The sequence below is a fragment of the Burkholderia sp. YHN3-13 genome (assembly GCF_055810675.1).
In genome coordinates this window covers 35,427-56,243 of record NZ_JBVVNQ010000015.1, presented here as the reverse complement: position 1 = coordinate 56,243, position 20,817 = coordinate 35,427, and the positions used below count along the sequence as shown (strand labels likewise).

The 20,817-nt window shown below is 68.3% G+C and carries 19 protein-coding genes; 12 read left to right on the top strand and 7 right to left on the bottom strand.

Going from position 1 to position 20,817, the window contains the following annotated elements; all coding sequences use genetic code 11:
- Window positions 1-8 precede the first annotated feature (8 nt).
- Together AC0KUR_RS27570 and mnmC are read right to left on the bottom strand one after the other, a co-directional pair.
- Window positions 9-1,223 carry a cation:proton antiporter gene (locus tag AC0KUR_RS27570; protein ID WP_034188193.1) on the bottom strand — a complete coding sequence of 405 codons (1,215 nt, stop codon included), beginning with the start codon at window positions 1,221-1,223 and terminating at the stop codon, window positions 9-11.
- Between the two features lie 671 nt (window positions 1,224-1,894).
- Window positions 1,895-3,820 (bottom strand): bifunctional tRNA (5-methylaminomethyl-2-thiouridine)(34)-methyltransferase MnmC2/FAD-dependent 5-carboxymethylaminomethyl-2-thiouridine(34) oxidoreductase MnmC1, encoded by a 1,926-nt coding sequence (mnmC, locus tag AC0KUR_RS27565; protein WP_473376661.1) that lies wholly within the window; start codon window positions 3,818-3,820, stop codon window positions 1,895-1,897.
- Window positions 3,821-4,208: 388 nt separating this feature from the next.
- On the opposite strand from mnmC, the gene AC0KUR_RS27560 reads away from it, so the two are divergent.
- The gene (locus AC0KUR_RS27560) at window positions 4,209-4,487 is read left to right on the top strand and encodes an HU family DNA-binding protein (protein WP_006401505.1); all 279 of its coding nucleotides are present in this window, start codon (window positions 4,209-4,211) and stop codon (window positions 4,485-4,487) included.
- 129 nt (window positions 4,488-4,616) lie between these two features.
- Here AC0KUR_RS27560 and AC0KUR_RS27555 read toward each other — a convergent pair whose 3' ends face one another.
- Window positions 4,617-5,930 (bottom strand): GTP-binding protein, encoded by a 1,314-nt coding sequence (locus AC0KUR_RS27555; protein WP_069705889.1) that lies wholly within the window; start codon window positions 5,928-5,930, stop codon window positions 4,617-4,619.
- A gap of 159 nt (window positions 5,931-6,089) precedes the next feature.
- Complete coding sequence (locus tag AC0KUR_RS27550; RefSeq protein ID WP_034188195.1) at window positions 6,090-6,542, bottom strand: lytic transglycosylase domain-containing protein; 453 nt, start codon at window positions 6,540-6,542, stop codon at window positions 6,090-6,092.
- 367 nt (window positions 6,543-6,909) lie between these two features.
- Between AC0KUR_RS27550 and gspD the strand changes: the two genes are divergently transcribed.
- The 3 genes from gspD to gspF are packed head-to-tail and all read left to right on the top strand — an operon-like array spanning window position 6,910 to window position 11,967.
- Window positions 6,910-9,249, top strand: a complete 2,340-nt coding sequence (gene gspD, locus AC0KUR_RS27545; protein ID WP_034188196.1) for a type II secretion system secretin GspD — start codon at window positions 6,910-6,912, stop codon at window positions 9,247-9,249.
- On the top strand, window positions 9,246-10,745 hold the full coding sequence (gspE, locus tag AC0KUR_RS27540) for a type II secretion system ATPase GspE (protein ID WP_034188197.1): 1,500 nt from the start codon (window positions 9,246-9,248) through the stop codon (window positions 10,743-10,745). The genes gspD and gspE overlap by 4 nt, the downstream gene beginning before the upstream one ends.
- Window positions 10,746-10,749: 4 nt before the next feature.
- A complete protein-coding gene (gene gspF / locus AC0KUR_RS27535; protein WP_034188198.1) occupies window positions 10,750-11,967 on the top strand; it encodes a type II secretion system inner membrane protein GspF in 1,218 nt (405 codons plus the stop codon).
- 31 nt (window positions 11,968-11,998) lie between these two features.
- Here gspF and AC0KUR_RS27530 read toward each other — a convergent pair whose 3' ends face one another.
- A complete protein-coding gene (locus AC0KUR_RS27530; protein WP_034188199.1) occupies window positions 11,999-12,409 on the bottom strand; it encodes a type II secretion system protein N in 411 nt (136 codons plus the stop codon).
- 174 nt (window positions 12,410-12,583) lie between these two features.
- On the opposite strand from AC0KUR_RS27530, the gene gspG reads away from it, so the two are divergent.
- The 8 genes from gspG to AC0KUR_RS27490 are packed head-to-tail and all read left to right on the top strand — an operon-like array spanning window position 12,584 to window position 18,570.
- Complete coding sequence (gene gspG / locus AC0KUR_RS27525; RefSeq protein WP_049029109.1) at window positions 12,584-13,036, top strand: type II secretion system major pseudopilin GspG; 453 nt, start codon at window positions 12,584-12,586, stop codon at window positions 13,034-13,036.
- Between the two features lie 39 nt (window positions 13,037-13,075).
- Complete coding sequence (locus tag AC0KUR_RS27520; RefSeq protein WP_226229767.1) at window positions 13,076-13,645, top strand: GspH/FimT family pseudopilin; 570 nt, start codon at window positions 13,076-13,078, stop codon at window positions 13,643-13,645.
- Window positions 13,642-14,049 (top strand): type II secretion system minor pseudopilin GspI, encoded by a 408-nt coding sequence (gene gspI, locus AC0KUR_RS27515; protein WP_049029107.1) that lies wholly within the window; start codon window positions 13,642-13,644, stop codon window positions 14,047-14,049. The genes AC0KUR_RS27520 and gspI overlap by 4 nt, the downstream gene beginning before the upstream one ends.
- A gap of 7 nt (window positions 14,050-14,056) precedes the next feature.
- Window positions 14,057-14,716, top strand: coding sequence for a PulJ/GspJ family protein (locus tag AC0KUR_RS27510; RefSeq protein WP_034188202.1), 660 nt, complete (start codon window positions 14,057-14,059; stop codon window positions 14,714-14,716).
- 2 nt (window positions 14,717-14,718) lie between these two features.
- On the top strand, window positions 14,719-15,858 hold the full coding sequence (gene gspK, locus AC0KUR_RS27505; RefSeq protein ID WP_226253713.1) for a type II secretion system minor pseudopilin GspK: 1,140 nt from the start codon (window positions 14,719-14,721) through the stop codon (window positions 15,856-15,858).
- A 26-nt stretch (window positions 15,859-15,884) separates the two neighbouring features.
- Window positions 15,885-17,243 carry a type II secretion system protein GspL gene (gene gspL / locus AC0KUR_RS27500; protein ID WP_034188203.1) on the top strand — a complete coding sequence of 453 codons (1,359 nt, stop codon included), beginning with the start codon at window positions 15,885-15,887 and terminating at the stop codon, window positions 17,241-17,243.
- The gene (gene gspM / locus AC0KUR_RS27495; RefSeq protein ID WP_034188258.1) at window positions 17,240-17,746 is read left to right on the top strand and encodes a type II secretion system protein GspM; all 507 of its coding nucleotides are present in this window, start codon (window positions 17,240-17,242) and stop codon (window positions 17,744-17,746) included. Before gspL ends, gspM begins: the two co-directional genes overlap by 4 nt.
- A gap of 35 nt (window positions 17,747-17,781) precedes the next feature.
- Window positions 17,782-18,570, top strand: coding sequence for a type II secretion system protein N (locus AC0KUR_RS27490; RefSeq protein WP_034188204.1), 789 nt, complete (start codon window positions 17,782-17,784; stop codon window positions 18,568-18,570).
- 21 nt (window positions 18,571-18,591) lie between these two features.
- Here AC0KUR_RS27490 and AC0KUR_RS27485 read toward each other — a convergent pair whose 3' ends face one another.
- The gene (locus AC0KUR_RS27485; protein WP_473376660.1) at window positions 18,592-20,133 is read right to left on the bottom strand and encodes an efflux transporter outer membrane subunit; all 1,542 of its coding nucleotides are present in this window, start codon (window positions 20,131-20,133) and stop codon (window positions 18,592-18,594) included.
- 269 nt (window positions 20,134-20,402) lie between these two features.
- On the bottom strand, window positions 20,403-20,687 hold the full coding sequence (locus AC0KUR_RS27480) for a multidrug ABC transporter ATPase (RefSeq protein WP_080287836.1): 285 nt from the start codon (window positions 20,685-20,687) through the stop codon (window positions 20,403-20,405).
- Between the last annotated feature and the right edge of the window lie 130 nt (window positions 20,688-20,817).

Below are 20,817 nucleotides of genomic sequence, written 5' to 3'. Positions count from 1 at the left end.
TTCCGGAATCAGTTGCTGTCGCTGCGTTCGCCGACCGCCGACAGGCAGCGGTAGACAACGAACGGGCTCACGAGCTGCAGGATCACGATCGAGCACATCACGATCGCGCGCAGGTGCGGGTCGAAATTCGGGTAGAGCTGGTACGTGTCGTCGACGAGCAGGTACGACAGCGCGGACATCGGCGTCAGCGCGATGCCGAGCGCAATGCCCTGCTTCATCCCGAGGCCGCTCGGCTTCGCGAACGCAACGACGCCGGCCAGCTTCGCGACGAGCCGCGTGACGATCAGCACGATCGCGAGCAGCCCGCCGAGCGCGATGTCGCCCCACGTGAACGACGTGAGCGTCAGCACGAACAGGACCACCGTCAGCAGCCAGCCGGCCGTGCCGAAATGCTCGGGCCACAGCTGCGGCCGCGCCTCGAGGTTCTTCACGATGATGCCGGCGAGCAGCAGCGTGAGCAGCGTCGACAGCTTCAACGCCTGTGCGACCGCGATCGCGAGCATCACGAGCCCGAACAGCGCGACGAACGAATGCTCGTCGCGCATCGTCGCGGTCATGTGGCGGAACAGGTAGTTGCACGAACGCGCGACGAGATACGCGACGATGAACGAGCCGGCGATCAGGTACACGGGTTGCAGGATCGTCGCGAACACGTTGCCGTACGCTTCCTGGTGAAGCCAGCTCGTCACGAGCTTGGTCAGCACGATCGCGTACACGCTGTTGAGCGCGGTGAGCGTGATGAGTCGTTGCGACACCTGCCCTTCCGCGCGCAGTTCGGTCTTGAGCTGGATCACCATCGACGGCGACGTCGCGATCGCGATCGCCGACAGCACGAGCGCGACCATCCCCGACACGCCGAGCGCGAGCATCACGAACAGCACGAGCACGAACGTCAGCGTGGCTTCGGCGAGGCTCGACGCGACGAGCCACGGATTGCGCCGGATCCAGCGCAGGTCGAGGCGGCTGCCGAGTTCGAACAGCAGCAGGCCGAGCGCGACATCCATCAGCAGCCGCGACGTTTCGTCGGTGCTGGTATCGATCACGCCGAATCCGAACGAACCGGCAATGAGACCGATCACCGCATAACCGGTGATGCGCGGCAGACGCCACGCGCGGTAGCACAGCTCGCCGCACAGGCCGGCCGCGAACAGCGCGAGCCCGGCCCAGAACACGGCATCCGGCGCGAGCGGCCAGTTGGGCAGGAATGAGAACGCCGACTTCATCGTGGTGACTTCTCCTTTGGAAGCAACCGCCAGCGACGCGGGGTCAAGCGTCAGAAATGGATGCGCGCCGGCTGGGTATCGCCCCGAATGTGATTGTTGTGGTCGACGACGGCGGGACATGGGATCCGCCTGTTCCGCCACAGGGCGGAACGTCGTTCAGGTTGCCGATCTGGATTGTCGGCCTGATGTGTGAACGGACTGCGCAGTCTCGAAGATTCAGATTCGAAATCGTGCGGACCGTTCCATTGAAGCATGTCCGGCGCCTGGCCGGACGAACGCGAAGGAAACCGATTGTGCCACAGCTTTTTCGTTCCGGAACCGATTGAATCGACTCGCGGCGCTGTGCGGCACCACAGGTCTTTGGTTTCAAAGGTTTACTTGTATATATACATAGTAGAAGTTAACAAAGGACGCACAGTTCTGTGGATAACTTCGGTTTACGCTGACGGATCAAGGCGTTGGCGAAACCATAACCGGTTGCACAGGCTGTTCGTGCACAGTCGTTTGAGTTGAGCAACTTTCGGGCCGTTGCACAGCTGTGCGGAGTTGCCCAGTTTACGTCCACTGTGATTACACACGAAGTGCGTGCGGATTCCGCGCGGTTATCCACAGCGTGGCGTGGATAACCTTGCGCGAAAAAATCGGGAAACTGTGCGCGATTCGCGTGCCGGTCAGCCGGCGGAGCCGACGCGGCGTGCGCGCAGTGCGCGGATCAGGAAGCGTGCGGGGTCGACGGCGTCGGCGAGTTCGCGCTCGAGCGGCCAGGGTTCGCCTTCGAGTTGCGATGCGATCAGTTCGGCACCGAGCGCGGCCCACACGAGGCCGCGCGAGCCGAAGCCGAATGCGCCGTAGAGGCCGGGCGTACGCGGCAAATCGCGTGCCTGCGCACCGCCCAGCGCGCGGGCGTTCGCGAGCGCTCGCGTTTCGTCGGCCAGCGGGCCGAAGAGCGGCAGGCGGTCCCCGACGACCCAGCGGAATGCGACGCGGCCGCGCAGCGTGGCGGGATCCGGCAGCTCGCCGATCAGGCCGGGCAGCAGGTGCCGCACACGATCGAGGTTTTCAACGTGACCGGCCGCGCGCATCGCCGGATCGACGTCGTCGGGCTCGAACGTGGCGCCGATCAGCAGCGTGCCGTCGTCGAGCGGCACCGCATATCCGTCGCCGATCGTCGGGCACGGCAGCGGCGCCGTGGTGCCCGGCGGCAGCAGCGTGAGCTGGCCGCGTACCGGCTGCAGCGCGACATGCTGCAGCCCGGCAAGACGCGCGGCGTCGCCCGCGTTCGCGAGCACGACGACGGGCGCTTCGGCGAGCGTCGCACCCGTATCGTCGAGCGCGTGCCATGCATCGCCGTGCCGCTCGAGCCGCGCGACGCCGGTGGAGGCAAGCAGGCGTACGCGCTCGCCGGCCGCCGCGTACTGCGCCGCGCACAGCGCGGCCGGCCAGACGGCGCCGCCGTGCGGAAACAGCAGGCCGCCATGTGCGACCGGCAGGTTCAGATGCGCACGCGCGGCGTCGGCATCGAGCAGCGTCACATAGTCGGACGGCGCGCCGAACGCGTCGAATGCGTCGCGCATCCGCGCGAAGTCGTCGGCCGATTCGGCGAGATGAATCATGCCGTGCGTGCTGCGCGCGAACGCATGACCCGCGCGTTCGAGTGCGCGCCAGCGTGCGATCGCGTGCAGGAAGCCGCTGCGCGTGAGGCGGCTCGCGACGTTGTCGTCGCGCGTCATCAGCGGATGGAATACGCCGGCCGGATTGCCCGATGCTTCGCTCGCGATCCGTTCGTGCCGTTCGATCAGCGTGACGTCCCAGCCGCGCGCGGCCAGGCGTTCGACGACCGCGCAACCGGCCAGGCCCGCGCCGATCACCAGCGCGCGACGCGTGGCAACCGCCAGCGCGCGCGGCGGTTCGTGCCGGCGCGCGCGCCAGCGCGGCGCATATTCGCCGACGAGCCGATCGTCGACTTCGCGAAAGATGAAACCTGTTTCGCCGAGTGCGTGCTTCATCTCGTCGGAACGTGCACGCGTTGCAAACGTCGCGGCGTCGCCGGCCATCTTCGCGAGCGCGCGGATCACGTCGGTCGATGACGCGGCGCCGTCGAGATAGAACGCGTCGGCCCGCACGACCAGCTTCTTCAGCATGTCGGCCGTATCGCCGAAGGCGAGCGTGAGCACCACGCGCCCTTCGTCGAATTCGAGCCGGTGCAGGCCGGGCACGAGCATCGGCCATGCGTCGATCAATGCATCGGCATCCGCGGATATGGTTGTGTTCGCAACGATATGGGAAACCGCGCGACGCAGGTCTTCGCGCGAAAACGGATGCGGTTCGACCGCGACGAAATGGAGCCGCTCGCAGCGCGACGGATCGTCGCGCCACGCGGCCCAGGTCGCGAGGAAGCCGGCGCCCGTGCCGAATTCCGTCGCGACGATCGTGAAGGTGCGACGCTGTCGCCAGCGAGCCGGCAGCCCGTTTTCCGCGATGAACGCGTGATGCGCGAGCGCGCCTGACGCACTGCGATGGAGCTCGCCGAACTCGGGCGAGACGAGCGTGCCGTCGTCGCGAGGCGCGAGCGTGGCGGGTACAAGTCGGTCGGGCATGCGAAACAAAAAACGTGGCAGCCAAGCCTGGCAAGGGATTGCGCGGAGCCGTCCGACCGGCCGTTGGAAAAGGGCAACGGGGCGGCGCACGGGCGGACCGCGCTGCGTATCCTGTCCGGTTGGCGCAGGTCAAAAAACGGGCAATCGACGATTCATTCGGCGAAATACCGATGAAAATCTTTGAAACCCTTGTCGTTATTGGGTTTGCGCTGCGCTATCATAGCAACGCCGTACCGCGGGGTGGCCGCCGGCAAGCCGGAGGGCGCGTCGCGCGGGCCAGGATTCGGCGCTGTGCCGTCGGAGTCTGACTCTCGACGGCACGGTTCGCGCACGTATAATCGGCGCGTTCGCGCTGTTCGTGTCAACCTAACCTGATAAAGGAACCTTAATGAACAAACAGGAACTGATCGACGCCGTCGCCGCCCAAACGGGCGCCAGCAAGGCTCAAACCGGCGAAACGCTGGACACGCTGCTCGAAGTCATCAAGAAGGCCGTGTCGAAGGGTGATGCGGTTCAGCTGATCGGCTTCGGCAGCTTCGGTTCGGGCAAGCGCGCAGCACGTACGGGCCGCAACCCGAAGACGGGCGAAACCATCAAGATCCCGGCAGCCAAGACGGTCAAGTTCACGGCTGGCAAGGCGTTCAAGGACGCCGTCAACAAGCGTTAAACCCGCGCCTGTTCCAAGAAAAACCCGCCTTTCGGCGGGTTTTTTGTTGGGCGCGCGCGGCATTTTCGCCACAGTCCGCGCCGCTCTTGCAAAAGTTAACGGTTACTTTTACAAGCCGTTACGACGCGGTCAGTCGTGCACGATCTGCGTGTTGCCGTGATCGTCGTCGTCGTGCGAATCGACGTCCCATGCCGGGAACGGATCGTCGAACGCGACCCAACCCGCCGCGCCGACCGCGAACTCCGCATCGGTCAGCAGGCACGCGTCGAGTTTCGCGCGCCACGCATCGGCGTCGAGCGCGATGCCGATCAGCACCAGTTCCTGCCGGCGATCGCCGACCGCGCGATCGTCGAGATCGCCCAGCCATTCGGCGCGGATTTCGCCGAGCAATTCGTCATCGTCCGGCCATTCCGCGCGATCCTGCGCGGCCCACCACAGCCCGGCCGGCCCATGTCGGCAGACGCCGCCAGCCTGCGACAGCGAACCGGCGATGTCGTTGCGCGTCGCGAGCCAGAAGAAGCCCTTGCTGCGCAGCACGCCCGGCCACTCCTGATGCAGCAGCGCCCAGAGGCGGGCCGGGTGAAACGGCCGGCGCGCGCGGTAAACAAAATTACCGATGCCGAATTCGTCGGCTTCGCCGTGCACGTGCGCATGATGTGCGTCATGGCAGTCGGGGTCGTCGCACTGCGTGTGATCGTGATCGAGCGATGCGAGCCAGCCGGGTGCGTTCGCCGCTTCGTCGAAATCGAAGCGGCCCGTGTTCAGCACTTCGTCGAGCGGCACGTTGCCGAACGTCGACACGACCTGGTGCGCGCGCGGATTGAGCCGCGCGAGAATGTGCTGCAGGCGGGCGAGATCGTCGGCGCCGACGAGGTCCGCCTTGTTGATCACCAGCACGTCGCAGAATTCGATCTGCTCGATCAGCAGCTCGACGAGCGTGCGGTCGTCGTCTTCCGACGCGGCGATGCCGCGCGTCGCGAGCGCGTCGTCGGAGCCGTAGTCGCGCAGGAAGTTGTAGGCGTCGACCACGGTGACGAGCGTGTCGAGCCGCGCGATCGACGACAGCGACGTCCCGTCGTCGTCGACGAACGTGAACGTTTCGGCGATCGGCATCGGCTCCGCGATACCGGTCGATTCGATCATGATCGCGTCGAAGCGGCCTTCGGATGCAAGGTTGCGGATTTCGACGAGCAGGTCGTCGCGCAGCGTACAGCAGATGCAGCCGTTCGACATTTCGACGAGGCGTTCCTCGACGTGCGACAGCGCCTGCGCATCGCGCACGAGCGACGCATCGATGTTGACCGCCGCGAGATCGTTGACGATCACCGCGACTTTCAGGCCCGCGCGATTCGCGAGGACGTGATTGAGCAACGTGGTCTTGCCGGCGCCGAGGAAGCCGGACAGCACGGTGACGGGCAACGGCTGGTTCATTGCCGGATTCATGATGATATGCACCAACGGAAAAGATGAAAAAGCGGCCGCGGCGCCCTTCCGGGGCGCGATCGGCCCGCGGACGGGCGAAGTTGCGGCGCGAGATCCGCATTGTGCATCAAACGGGCGCCGGCCGGCCGGCACCGGGTCGGGCCGCGACGCGGCGCCACGTCATTGCACGGGCGGCAGCAGCTTCCACTGCGACAGGATGCCGGCGATCTGCCGCGCATACTTGTCGCGCAGCGACGGGGTTTCCGAATGATAGGCGCCGACGGCCTGCCACGTGTTGCCGTAACGGTTCATCTTCTGCTTCAGATGCCACGCGGCGATGTAGACGTTCTTGCACGGTTCCATCAGCGTGTCGCGGCCGATGCCGTAGCGCGACAGCGCGGGCAGGTGAATCGAATTGATCTGCATCAGGCCGTAGTCGACCGAGCCGTTCGTATTCTTGTTCAGCGCGCCGGGGCGGTTGCGCGATTCCTGCCACGCGATCGCGCGCAGGATCAGCGGATTGACCTGCTGGTATCTGGCCGCTTCGTCGAAACAATCCGCACGAGCATTTGCGCTGGCGAACCACGCGCCAGCGGCGATCAACGCGATCGAAGCGAACCGTCGTCTGTTCATCGTGCGAAAACGAAAAGGAATTGCGCGAAGGTCGGGAAAACCCGTGCCTGTTATTAGTGCGACGAGAAACGCGCCGACCGTATCATACCGGCAGACCGTCAGATTGCGACATGCAGGAATACGGCAGCCCGGTTATACCGCATTTTCATGTCGGTTCGTCGCGAATCGGGGGCGATGGCCGGCATGCGGCGGGTCGCCCCCATCCTTACATATTGCATACGATTCGCCGGATCCCTGTCGTATGTGAGACAGTCCTCGGATCAATGTGATATTTCGGACATGAAAAACTGCTAATGTCGCCTCTTTCGGACTTGGATCCCAGCACTACCGCCGGAAGTGGCCTGAGCCGGCATCGACCCATTCATCCATGACAAGAAATCGCTTCGTTATGCGGCGCATTGCCACGACCCTCCTCGTCGCCGGCATCATCGTCTCGCAGGCCGCCTACGCTCAGGTCACGCTCAATTTCGTGAATGCGGATATCGACCAGGTCGCGAAAGCGATCGGCGCCGCGACCGGCAAGACCATCATCGTCGACCCCCGCGTGAAGGGGCAGCTCAACCTCGTGGCCGAACGGCCGGTACCGGAAGACCAGGCACTGAAGACGCTGCAGTCGGCGCTGCGCATGCAGGGCTTCGCGCTCGTGCAGGATCACGGCGTGCTGAAGGTCGTGCCGGAAGCCGACGCGAAGCTGCAGGGCGTGCCGACCTATGTCGGCAATGTGCCGCAGGCCCGCGGCGACCAGGTGATCACGCAGGTGTTCGAGCTGCACAACGAATCGGCGAACAACCTGCTGCCCGTGCTGCGCCCGCTGATCTCGCCGAACAACACGGTGACGGCCTACCCGGCGAACAACACGATCGTCGTGACCGACTATGCGGACAACGTGCGCCGCATCGCGCAGATCATCTCCGGCATCGACAGCGCCGCGGGCGCGCAGGTGCAGGTCGTGCCGCTGCGCAACGCGAACGCGATCGACCTCGCCGCGCAGCTGCAGAAAATGCTCGATCCGGGCGCGATCGGCAACAGCGACGCCACGCTGAAGGTGTCGGTCACGGCCGACCCGCGTACCAATGCATTGCTGCTGCGTGCGTCGAACGCGTCGCGCCTCGCGGCCGCGAAGCGCCTCGTGCAGCAGCTCGACGCGCCGAGCGCGGTGCCCGGCAACATGCACGTCGTGCCGCTGCGCAACGCCGATGCGGTGAAGCTCGCGAAGACGCTGCGCGGGATGCTCGGCAAGGGCGGCAACGACAGCGGCTCGTCCGCTTCGTCCAACGACGCGAACAGCTTCAACCAGAACGGCGGCTCGTCGTCGAGCGGCAACTTCTCGACCGGCACGTCCGGTACCCCGCCGCTGCCGTCGGGCGGCCTCGGCGGTTCGTCTTCGTCCTCGTCGTACGGCGGCTCGTCCGGCGGCGGCGGTCTCGGCACGGGCGGCCTGCTCGGCGGCGACAAGGACAAGGGCGACGACAACCAGCCGGGCGGGATGATCCAGGCCGACGCGGCGACCAACTCGCTGATCATCACCGCGTCCGATCCGGTTTACCGCAACCTGCGCTCGGTGATCGACCAGCTCGACGCGCGGCGTGCGCAGGTCTACATCGAAGCGCTGATCGTCGAGCTGAACTCGACGACGCAGGGCAACCTCGGCATCCAGTGGCAGGTGGCGAGCGGCCAGTTTCTCGGCGGCACGAACCTGAACCCCGGGCTGGGCCTGGGCAACAGCATCGTCAACCTGACGGCCGGCGGTTTGACCAACGCCGCCGGCGGGATCACCGGCGGCGGCCTGGCCTCCAATCTCGGGCAGTTGTCCCAAGGGCTCAACATCGGCTGGCTGCACAACATGTTCGGCGTGCAGGGGCTCGGCGCGCTGCTGCAGTATTTCGCCGGCGTGAGCGACGCGAACGTGCTGTCGACGCCGAACCTGATCACGCTCGACAACGAGGAAGCGAAGATCGTCGTCGGCCAGAACGTGCCGATCGCGACGGGTTCGTATTCGAACCTGACGAGCGGCACGACGAGCAATGCGTTCAATACGTACGACCGCCGCGACGTCGGCCTGACGCTGCACGTGAAGCCGCAGATCACCGACGGCGGGATCCTGAAGCTGCAGCTCTATACCGAGGATTCGGCGGTCGTCGCCGGCACGACCAGCGCGCAGACCGGCCCGACCTTCACGAAACGCTCGATCCAGTCGACGATCCTGGCCGACAACGGCGAGATCATCGTGCTCGGCGGCTTGATGCAGGACAACTACCAGGTGTCGAACAGCAAGGTGCCGCTGCTCGGCGACATCCCGTGGATCGGCCAGCTGTTCCGTTCCGAATCGAAGGTGCGCGCGAAAACCAACCTGATGGTGTTCCTGCGCCCGGTCATCATTTCCGATCGCAGCACCGCGCAGGAAGTCACGGCCAATCGTTACGACTACATCCAGGGCGTGACGGGCGCGTACAAGTCGGACAACAACGTGATCCGCGACAAGGACGATCCGGTCGTCCCGCCGATGCCGATCGGCCCGAGCCAGGGCGGCACGGCCGCGGGCAACCTGTTCGATCTCGACAAGATGCGTCGCCAGCAGGTACAGCGCCAGGTGGTGCCGGTGCCGGCCCAGCCGTTGCCCGAGGCGACGCCCGCGCAACCGCAGAGCGTGCCGCAGCAGGCCGTGCCGCAACAGCCGCTGACCGCCACGCCGGGAGCCTCGCAGTGAGCGACGTGCTCGCGTCTTCCGCCCACGACGGCGCGCCGGGCGAACGCCAGCCGCCGTCGCCGCTCGCCGCGCGGCTGTTGCCGTACGGCTTCGCGAAGAGCGGCCAGGTGCTGATCGCGCACCAGCTCGACGACACGCTCGAGGTGTGGATCAGCGAACGCACGAGCGATGCCGCGCTCGCGGAGATCGCGCGCAACTTCGGCTCGATTGCCGTGCACCACGTGCCGGCCGACGAGCTCGCGCAGGCGATCAACCAGGCCTATGCGCGCCAGGACGGCAGCGCCGCGCAGGTGGTCGGCGAGGTCGAAGGCGAAGTCGACCTGTCGCGGCTGATGCAGGACATCCCCGAAGTCGAGGATCTGCTCGAGTCGGAAGACGACGCGCCGATCATCCGGATGATCAACGCGCTGCTCACGCAAGCGGCGCGCGAACAGGCGTCGGACATCCACATCGAGCCGTTCGAGAATGCCTCGGTCGTGCGCTTTCGCGTCGACGGCACGCTGCGCGACGTCGTCCGCCCGAAGAAGGCGCTGCACGGCGCGCTGATCTCGCGGATCAAGATCATGGCGCAGCTCGACATCGCGGAGAAACGCCTGCCGCAGGACGGCCGCATCACGCTGCGCGTCGGCGGCCGGCCGGTCGACGTGCGCGTGTCGACGCTGCCGACCGGGCACGGCGAGCGCGCGGTGCTGCGTCTGCTGGAAAAGGATGCGCAGCGCCTGAACCTCGAGGCACTCGGGATGGGCCGCGACACGCTCGTGCAGTTCGACAAGCTGATCGCCCGCCCGCACGGCATCGTGCTCGTCACGGGTCCGACCGGCTCGGGCAAGACGACCACGCTGTATGCGTCGATGTCGCGGCTCGAAACCGCGACGACCAACATCATGACCGTCGAGGACCCGATCGAATACGACCTCGGCGGCATCGGCCAGACGCAGGTGAACGAGCGGATCGGGATGACCTTTGCCCGTGCGCTGCGCTCGATCCTGCGCCAGGACCCGGACGTGATCATGATCGGTGAAATCCGCGACCTCGAAACCGCGCAGATCGCGGTGCAGGCATCGCTGACGGGCCACCTGGTGCTCGCGACGCTGCACACGAACGATGCGGCGTCCGCCGTCACGCGCCTGACCGACATGGGCGTCGAGCCCTACCTGCTCGCGTCGTCGCTGCTCGGCGTGCTCGCGCAGCGTCTCGTGCGCCAGCTCTGCCCCGTCTGCAAGGAAGAGCGGCACGAGGACGGCCGCACCGTGTGGCATCCGGTCGGCTGCGACAAGTGCGGGCATTCGGGTTACGCGGGCCGGCGCGGCGTATACGAACTGCTGCTGGTCGACGAATCTATCCGCTCGCTGATCCACCGCAACGCGGCCGATGCCGAGATTCTCGCCGCCGGCCGCGCGGAAGGAATGCGCACGCTGCGCGACGACGCCGAGCGCTGGCTTGCGTCGGGGGCGACGTCGCTCGAGGAAGTGCTGCGCGTGACGGGAGGCGCATAGCGCGATGCCGGCATTCCGTTTCGAAGCAATCGATGCGGCGGGACGTGCGCAGAAAGGCGTCATCGACGCCGACAGCGCACGTGCCGCGCGCGGCCAGCTGCGCACGCAGGGGCTCACCCCGCTCGTCGTCGAGCCGGCCGCCAGCGCGACGCGCGGGGCGCGTTCGCAGCGGCTCGCGTTCGGCCGCAAGCTGTCGCAGCGCGAACAGGCGATCCTCACGCGCCAGCTCGCGAGCCTGCTGATCGCCGGGCTGCCGCTCGACGAGGCGCTCGGCGTGCTGACCGAGCAGGCCGAGCGCGACTACATCCGCGAACTGATGGCCGCGATCCGCGCCGAGGTGCTCGGCGGCCATTCGCTCGCCAATGCGCTGGGCCAGCACCCGCGCGATTTTCCGGAAATCTATCGCGCGCTCGTCGCGGCCGGCGAACACACCGGCAAGCTCGGCATCGTGCTGTCGCGTCTGGCCGACTACATCGAGCAGAGCAACGCGCTGAAGCAGAAGATCCTGCTGGCCTTCACCTATCCGGGGATCGTCACGCTGATCGCGTTCGGCATCGTCACGTTCCTGCTGAGTTACGTCGTCCCGCAGGTCGTCAACGTGTTCGCGAGCACGAAACAGCAACTGCCGATCCTCACGGTCGTGATGATGGCGCTGTCGGATTTCGTGCGGCACTGGTGGTGGGCAATCCTGATCGCTGTCGTGCTGGTCGTGTGGTTCGTGAAGGCGACGCTGTCGCGCGACGGGCCGAGGCTCGCGTTCGACCGCTGGGTGCTGACCGCACCGCTCGCGGGCAAGCTCGTGCGCGGCTACAACACGGTGCGCTTCGCGAGCACGCTCGGCATTCTCACCGCGGCCGGCGTGCCGATCCTGCGCGCGCTGCAGGCGGCCGGCGAGACGCTGTCGAACCGCGCGATGCGCGCGAACATCGACGATGCGATCGTGCGCGTGCGCGAGGGCTCCGCGCTGTCGCGGGCGCTGAACAACGTGAAGACGTTTCCGCCGGTGCTCGTGCACCTGATCCGCTCCGGCGAAGCGACGGGCGACGTGACGACGATGCTGGATCGCGCGGCCGAAGGCGAGGCGCGCGAGCTCGAACGCCGCACGATGTTCCTGACGAGCCTGCTGGAGCCGCTCCTGATCCTGGCGATGGGCGGCATCGTGCTCGTGATCGTGCTGGCGGTGATGCTGCCGATCATCGAGCTGAACAACATGGTGCAGTGACGTGGCGGCCTGACGGTCAGGCCGTCGCCGTTCAGCGCATGTAGATCGCGGGGGACGGCGTGTTCGCCGGGAGCTGGATTTCGGCGCGGGCGCCGTTGCGGTCGACGATGATCGAGCGCGGGCGGACCTCGGCGAGCTTCGCGCCCGGCGTGACGTCCGCGCCGAGCGACACGGCGCGCGGCGGTTCGCCGCCGACGCCGACGATCGCGGCACCGCCATGGTCGAGCGCGAGAATGCCGAACAGGTGGATGTCCTGGACGGGATTCTTGTCGAGCTGGCCGCCGAAGAGCGCCGCGGCGTCCTCGGTGCGGATCGGCAGCCGCGCGGCGGCGGCGGGCAGCGGCGCTTCGCGGGCCGACAGCGTGACGACCCAGTAGGTGGCCGTCGCGCACAAACCCGCGAAGAGGGCGAGGGAAAGGATCCGGATCGAGAGCGCGTTCATGCGCGCTATTGTACGGATGTATATGAAATTTGCGTTGGGTGAAAGCCCTCGACGATGCGCGCCTTACAATGCGTGCTCCGCGCCCGCGGGACCGGAAGCTTGCTGTCAGGCAATCGTCCGGTGCGCGGGGTGCGTCACTCAATCGACGACATTTTTTGGAAGAGGTAGTCAGTCATGCAAACGTGGATCACTCGCCGCAACGCGGCCGTGCGTCGTCAGCGCGGTTTCACGCTGATCGAGATCATGGTGGTGGTCGCGATCCTCGGGATCCTGGCGGCGCTGATCGTGCCGAAGATCATGAGCCGCCCGGACGAGGCCCGCCGCATCGCCGCGAAGCAGGACATCGGCACGATCATGCAGGCGCTCAAGCTGTACCGGCTCGACAACGGCCGTTATCCGACCCAGGAGCAGGGCCTGAATTCGCTGATCCAGAAGCCGACCACCGATCCGATCCCGAACAACTGGAAGGACGGCGGCTACCTGGAGCGCCTGCCGAACGACCCGTGGGGCAACGGCTACAAGTACCTGAACCCGGGCGTGCACGGCGAGGTCGACGTGTTCAGCTACGGCGCCGACGGCAAGGAAGGCGGCGAAGGCAACGATACCGACATCGGTTCGTGGCAATAAGCCGGCACTGACCGGCCCGGCGTTTCACTCCCGTTCTTCATGCCCGCCATTCGCACGACCTCCCGCTGCGGTCGCGATCGCCGTGCGCGTCGCGGCGCGGTGTCGGCCGTACCGGCGCGTGCCCACGGCGGGCCGGTGAACCACCGCGCGCCGCGTCGTCGCACGCGCGGCTTCACGCTGCTCGAAATGCTGGTCGTGCTGGTGATCGCGGGGCTGCTGGTGTCGCTCGCGTCGCTGTCGCTGACGCGCAATCCGCGCACCGACCTGCGTGAAGAAGCGCAGCGCGTCGCGCTGCTGTTCGAGACGGCCGGCGACGAAGCGCAGGTGCGCGCGCGGCCGATCGCGTGGCAGCCGACCGAGCACGGTTTCCGTTTCGACGTGAGTTCGCCCGACGGCTGGCGCACGCTGCGCGACGACCTGCTGCGCCCGCGCGACTGGGACGGCGGCGTCACCGGCGCCGAGATCGACTATCCGGGCTCCGACACACAGGCGAGCCGCGTCGTGTTCGGCACCGAGAGCATCGACACGCCGGTGCGCGTGACGCTGCATTCGGCCGCCGGCAGCGCGACGATCGTCGGCACCGGCAACGGCCGCTACGAGGTGCAATGACGATGCGTCGTCGCCTGCCCTGTTCCGTTTCTTCATCGCGCGGTTTCACGATGATCGAGGTGCTCGTCGCCCTCGCGATCATCGCGGTCGCGCTCGCCGCGTCGATCCGTGCGGTCGGCACGATGGCGACCAACGCGTCCGACCTGCATCGCCGGCTGCTGGCCGGCTGGAGCGCCGACAACGCGCTCGCGCAGTTGCGGCTCACGCACGCATGGCCGGAGGTCGGCGAGCAGAGCTTCGACTGCTCGCAAGGCAACGTGCAGCTCGTCTGCACGCAGCGTGTGAGCACGACGCCGAACCCGGTGTTCCGGCGCGTCCGGATTTCGGTGAGCATGCCCGGCCAATCCGGCGTGCTCGCGCAGATGGTGACGGTGGTCGCGAATGAAACCAGCCGTCCGCTCTGACGCGCCGATGCGCCGCCCGTCCGCCCGCCGCGTCCGCGGCTTCACGCTGATCGAGCTGATGATCGCGATCGCGATCCTCGCGGTGGTCGCGATCCTCGCGTGGCGCGGGCTCGACCAGATCATGCGCGGCCGCGACAAGGTCGCGGCCGCGATGGAAGACGAGCGCGTGTTCGCGCAGATGTTCGACCAGATGCGCATCGACGCGCGGCTTGCCGCGACCGACGACGAAGCCGGCCAGCCGGCGATCGGCGTCGCCGGCAACACGCTGCAGATCGTGCGCGAACTCGAGGTGCCGGGCGCCGCGCCGCGGCTGCAGGTGGTCCGCTACCGGATCGCCGGCGGGCGCGTCGTGCGCTATGTGTCGCCGCCGATCGACGACGCGAACCGGCTGCGCACGATGCTGAAGGACAGCAGCGTCGAAGGCTGGAGCTGGGTCGCGCTGATGGGCGGCGTCGGCGCGATCGACGCGAAACTGTACGTGCCGCGCGTGGGCTGGACCACCAACCTGCAGACGGCCGACGACGCGCTCGCGCAGAACAACGACGCGCTCAAGGTGCCGCAGATCGGCAACGCGCCGCCGACGCGCGCGGTGACGGGGCTGCAGGTCAGCATCGGCGCGACGTCGCTGCGCGTGCCCGTCACGCGCATCTTCCTCGTCGGGGAATGACGATGCGCGCGCGCCGCTCCCGTCCGCCCTTCCGCAACCGCGGCAACCGTGCCGCCGGTCGCACGCGTGCCCGCCGCGAGCGCGGCGCGGCGATCATCACGGCGCTGCTCGTCGTCGCGCTGTCCGCGATCCTCGTCTCGGGAATGCTGTGGCGCCAGCAGGTGCAGATCCGCCGCATCGAGAACCAGCGGGTGATCGCGCAAGCGCAGTGGGTCGCGCGCGGCGCGCTCGACTGGACGCGGATGATCCTGCGCTCCGAAGGCGACACGGCGCCCGGCATCACCTATCTCGGCGGGATCTGGGGCGTGCCGATCGCGAAGACGAAGCTGTCGGATTTCCTCGGCAGGATCGGCGCGCCCAACGACAGCGGCGGCGAAGACACCTATATCTCCGGCTCGATCGAGGACGCGCAGGCGAAGTTCAACCTGCGCAACCTCGTGTCGTCGCCGGCGCCCGGCGTGCTGCAGCTGAACGTCACGCAGCTCCAGGCCTTCCAGCGCCTCCTGACGACGCTCGGCTACGACGGCGCATTCGCGAAGCGCATCGCGCTGCAGGTGCGCGCGGGCCTGCTGCATTCGGCGACGCGTTTCCAGATGCCGAACCTGCCCGGTGGCGGCGGTACCGCGGCGAACGCCGTGACCGCGCCGGTCACGACCGACCAGGGCGGCGGCGGCTTCACCGACGATCCCGGTATGGCCGGCGGCGACCGCGGGCCGGCGCCGCTGATGATGACGAGCGTCGACAGTCTGCTCGACGTCGACGGCGTGACGCCCGAGATGGTCGCGCGGCTGCGCCCGTTCGTCACCGTGCTGCCGACCACGACACCGGTGAACATGAACACCGCGCCGGCCGAAGTGATCGCGTCGCTGGTGCCGGGGATGAGCGTGTCGTCCGCGCAGGCGCTCGTGTCGCGCCGCGAGACCGTGTTTTTCCGGAACGTCGGCGACGTGCAGCTTGCGCTGCGCGGCGCCGGCGCGCCGAACGTGACGATCGACTCGAGCCTCGTCGACGTCAATTCGAGTTATTTCATCGTGCATGGCCGGATCCAGCACGACCGGGCGGAGGTCGACCGCACCTCGCTCGTGTATCGTGATCCGACCACGCACTCGACGCGGGTCGTGCGTATCCGCGACCAGCTATAACGACGCCAATCGGGAGAGGAGCTCTTGTGAGCACGTTGATTGTTTCTTTGCCGCCGCGCGAGCCTGCCGTGCCGTTGCAGGAATGGCAGTGGCCCGAACTGCCGTTCACGCTCGTCGACAAGGCCGGCCAGGTACAGCGCGCCGGACGTGCCGCGCTCGCGCTGCTGCCGCGCGCGAACGCGACGGTGCTGATCGTCGCCGCGCGCGACGTGCTGCTGCTGGCCACGGCCGTGCCGCCGCTGAAGGGGCCGAAGCTGCGCCAGGCGCTGCCCAACATCGTCGAGGATCAGCTGATCCAGGATCCGCTCGGCTGCCACATCGCGCTCGATCCGGTCGCGCTGCCCGACGGGCGCCGCGTGCTGGCCGTCGTCGATCGCGCGTGGTTCCGCACGATCTGCGAAGCGTTCACGGCGGCCGGCCACCGGCACCTGAGCGCGGTGCCCGCGACGCGCTGCCTGCCGGCGCCGCGCGCGTCGGCCGAACCGGCACCGGTCGCGCCGGCCGATGCCGCCGCGCTCGCCACGGAGGCGCTCGAGCCGGTCGCCCGTCCGGCGACGGTTGCCGCGGTGCTCGGACTCGCGACGTCGGTCGAACCGGTGCTCGTCGAAGCCGGCGCGCAGCCGGCCGCGGCCGGTGCGCCGCGCCTGGAACTCGCGGTGGCGCGCGGCGCACTCGGCGAAGGCTTCGCGGCGCCCGCGGCGCGCGCGGCCGGCACGCTGGCCGCGCTCGCCCGCGGCGGCGACGTCGAACTGTACGAACTCGGCGAACCGGGTGCGGAGCCGCGGCTCGCGTCGGTCGGCCGGTCCGACGCGGCGCTGCTGCCGGGCGCCGCCCCGCTGCCGTTCGACACGTTCGCGCGCCGCGCGCTCACCGAGAAGTTCGATCTGTGCCAGTTCGAATTCGAGTCGCAGCCGTGGCGCTTCGACCGCGCGACGGTGAAGCGGCTGCGCGTGCCGCTCGCGCTCCTCGCGGTGACGCTCGGCGTCGCGGTGATCGGCATGAACCTGCACTGGTGGAAGCTGTCGCGCGAGCGCGATGCGCTGTCCGCGCAGATCACCGAAACGCTGCTGTCCGCGTTCCCGAAGACGACGACGGTGCTCGATCCACCCGCGCAGATGCAGCGCCAGCTCGACCAGCTTCGCCTGGCGGCCGGCGAGCTGTCGCCGAACGATTTCCTCGCGCTGGCGAGCGGGCTGTCGCGTTCGATGGGCGCGCTGCCGCTGAACGGCATCGCGTCGCTCGACTATCACGACCGGCGGCTCGACGTCGGCTTCAAGCCTGAGGTCAAGGTCGATCCCGATTTCACGCAGCGCCTCGCGCGCAACGGACTGTCCGGCGAAGTCGACAGCAACACGGGCAAATGGACGATCCGGAGCCGCTCATGAAAACCGAACAACTGAACCAGACGCTGGCCCAGTTCTGGGGTGAGCGCTCGCCGCGCGAGAAGATGCTGCTCGGCTGGGGCGGCGCCGTGCTGGCCGTTGCGATCGCGTATTCGGTGCTGTGGTCGCCCGCGCAGGAAGGCCGCGCACGAATCCAGCGGGAGCTGCCGGCGATGCGTCACGAACTCGCGCAGATGACCGCGCAGGCGAACGAGGCGAAGTCGCTGGCGGCCGCCGCGCAGGGCGTCGCGCCGACCGGCCTCGCGCTGAAGGACGCGCTGACCGCGTCGTTGTCCGATCACGGGCTGCAGGGGGCGCAGGTGCAGATCGTCGGCAACGGCGTGCAGGTGCAGATGAAGAACGTGTCGTTCCCGGCGTGGACGCAGTGGCTCGACGACGCGCGCCGGCAGTTCAAGGTGCAGGTCGGCGAGGCGCACGCGACCGCGCTGAAGGACGACGGCCAGGTCGACCTGACGGCCGTGATGCAACCTTCCGTACAGAAATAAATGACGCAGTGGATGACGCAAGCGGCGGTCGGCCGATGAGGCCGGGGATCAGACGGCTCGCCGCCGTATTGCCGTGGGCACTGGCGGGCGGGTTGGCGACGGCGGTGACGCTCGTCGCGCTCGCGCCGGCGGCATGGATCGCGCCGCAGTTCGCGCGCGCGACCGGCGGACACGTGAATCTCGTCGACCCGGACGGGTCGCTGTGGCACGGCTCGGGCACGCTGATGCTCGCGCCGGGCGCCGACCAGAGCGCGGCGACACTGCTGCCGGGCCGGGTCGAATGGACCACGCGCTTCTGGCCGCTGCTGACGGGGCGCGTGCAGATGCGCATGCGGCAGACCGAGGCGATGCCCGATGCCGTGACGCTCGATGCGACATGGCGCGGCGCGGTGCTGTCGGCGGGCACGATGGCCGTGCCCGCATCGCTGCTCGCGGGGCTCGGCACGCCGTTCAACACGCTCGACCTGCAGGGCGACGTGCGGATCGGCTGGAGCGACTGGCGCCTGTTCGGCAGCAACGCGTTCGGCCAGCTGACGGTGACGATCGACTCGATGAGTTCGCGCGTGTCGCGCGTGAAGCCGCTCGGTTCGTACCGCGCGGTGCTGCAGGCGAAGGGCGCGGGCGCCGATCTCGACCTGTCGACGACGCAGGGCCCGCTGTTTCTCGACGGCCACGGCAGCTTCGGCCCCGGCCAGGGATCGTTCCGCGGCACCGCGCATGCGGCGCCCGAGCAGCAGGCGAACCTCGCCGGGCTGCTGAACCTGCTCGGCCACCCGATCGGCAACAACGCGGTGTCGCTGATCTTCGGCGACGCGCAGCGCTGACGCGCGCGTCGCCCGCTGCCCTTACTTCTGCGCGAGCGGCGTCGCGGCCGCGCCGGATGCCGGCGCGGGGGCCGGCGCCGCCATGCCGCCGTTCTCGCGCGCGAGGTCCGACACGTCCCAACCGCCGCCGAGCGCCTTCACGAGCCCGACCGACGACACCATCCGCTGGCCGGTGATCGTCGCGAGCTTCTGCTGCGCGGTGAACGCGGTGGTCTGCGCGGTCAGCACGTTCAGGTACGCGACCGTGCCGGCCTTGTACTGGTTCGTGACGATCGCGAGCGAGTGTTCGGCGCTGTCGACGGCCTGCCGCTGCACGTCGATTTCCTGCGCGAGGATGCGCTGCGACGCGAGGTTGTCCTCGACGTCCTGGAAGGCGGTGAGCACCGCGAGGCGATACGCGGCGACATCCTGGTCGTAGGTCGCGCGCGCGGCATCGGTCTGCGCGGCGCGCAGCCCGGCATCGAACAGCGTGGCCGCGAGCTGCGGGCCGACCGTCCAGAAACGCGCCGGCAGCGTGAACAGCTGCGACCACACCGAGCTCTGGAAGCCGCCGGTGGCCGACAGCGTGAGCGTGGGGAAGAACGCCGCGATCGCGACGCCGATCTGCTCGTTCGCGGCCGCCGCGCGGCGTTCGGCCGCCGCGATGTCCGGCCGGCGTTCGAGGATCGTGGACGGCACGTCGACCGGCGTGATCGGCGGTTCGGCCGCGAGCGGGTTCGGCGGCAGCGAGAAGGTCGACGCCGGTTCGCCGATCAGCGTCGCGATCGCGTGCTCGTACTGCGCGCGTGCGACGCCATTGTCGATCTGCGCGGCCTGCGCGCTCTGCAGCTGCGTCTGCGCCTGGATCACGTCCGCGCGCGCGGCGACGCCCTGCGCGTACTGGTTCTGCGTGAGCTTCAGCGACTGTTCGTACGACTTCACGGTGTCGTCGAGCAGCTTTTGCAGCGCGTCGGACGTGCGCAGCTGGAAATAGGTCTGCGCGAGCAGCGCCTGCTGCGACAGCCGCGCGTTCGCGAGATCGGCCGCCGCCGCCGCTTCGCCGGCGCGCTGCGCGCTGACGGTGCGGCTCACCTTGCCCCACAGGTCGGGCTCCCAGCTCGCATCGAGGCCGACGCTGTAGCTGTTGTTGATCGACCCGGACGACCCGCTGCCGAAACTCGACGAGCCCGACGACACCGACGTGCGCGGCGTGCGGGCGCGCGAGCCCGACGCGGTCAGCCCGACCGTCGGGAAATACGCGGCGCGGGCTTCGGTGACGAGCGCGCGTGCCTGCCGGTAGGCGGCCGCCGATTGCGCGATGGTCTGGTTCGAGGCGTTGAGCTTGCCGATCAGCGCGTCGAGCTGCGGATCGTTGTAGACCGTCCACCACGGGCCGCGGTCGGTGCGGTCGGCCGGTTGCGCGACCTTCCAGCCGGCCGGCGCTTCCTTGAAGGCTGCGGGAATCGACGTGTCGGGCCGGTGGTAGTCGGGCCCGACGGCGCAGCCGGCGAGCAGCACGGCCGTCGCGACGGCGACGGCGGCGCTCAGCGGGCGAAGGGCGCGCGGGAGGGAGGCGTACGGCATGGTGGTTTTCCTGTCTGGGCGTGACGGCCGGCGAGCGGCGTCGCGCGATGCGGTCGTCATGCCGCTGGCGGACAAATGGTAACTGACGGCGGGGAAGCCGCGCAGCCCTAAGGGTACGGTGCGCGCGGGCCGGATTGTGTTACCGGCGCGGCCGGCCGGTTTACCGGCCATTACGGATCGCTTGCGGGAAGACGGGCGTGCGGCGTCGGCCACGCGTGGCGCGGCGGGCGCCCGGCCGGATCAGACGGGAAAACGGGGGCGGGGCGACGTCAGTGGCAGCGCGCCGGCACCGGGATGGGCTCGGCGGCGGCGCGCCATGTCGACGGCTCCGTGGCGGCCGGCTGGCTCGTGCGGCGGGCGCCGCCCTTCGCGTTGCGCTGCCGGCGATGATCGAACCACGCGAACCCGAGCGCCGCGAGCGAGCCGCCCGGCACGACCAGCATCGTCACGTACAGCGCGATCTTCCAGCCGCGGTGCGGCCCGGAAAACACATGATGAGCGGTATCGGTCAGGTTGCGGCGCAGCGCGCCGGCGGCATTTTTCAGGAACAGCATCGCGAACATCCTCGGGTGCCCGGCAGCGCGGGCGCATCGGTCAGAACATAGTCTCCGGCAGTGCAACATGCACGTCGTAACTGGTTGCCTCAAATAATATTGACTAAGCAATCATTTTTCAAGATACTGG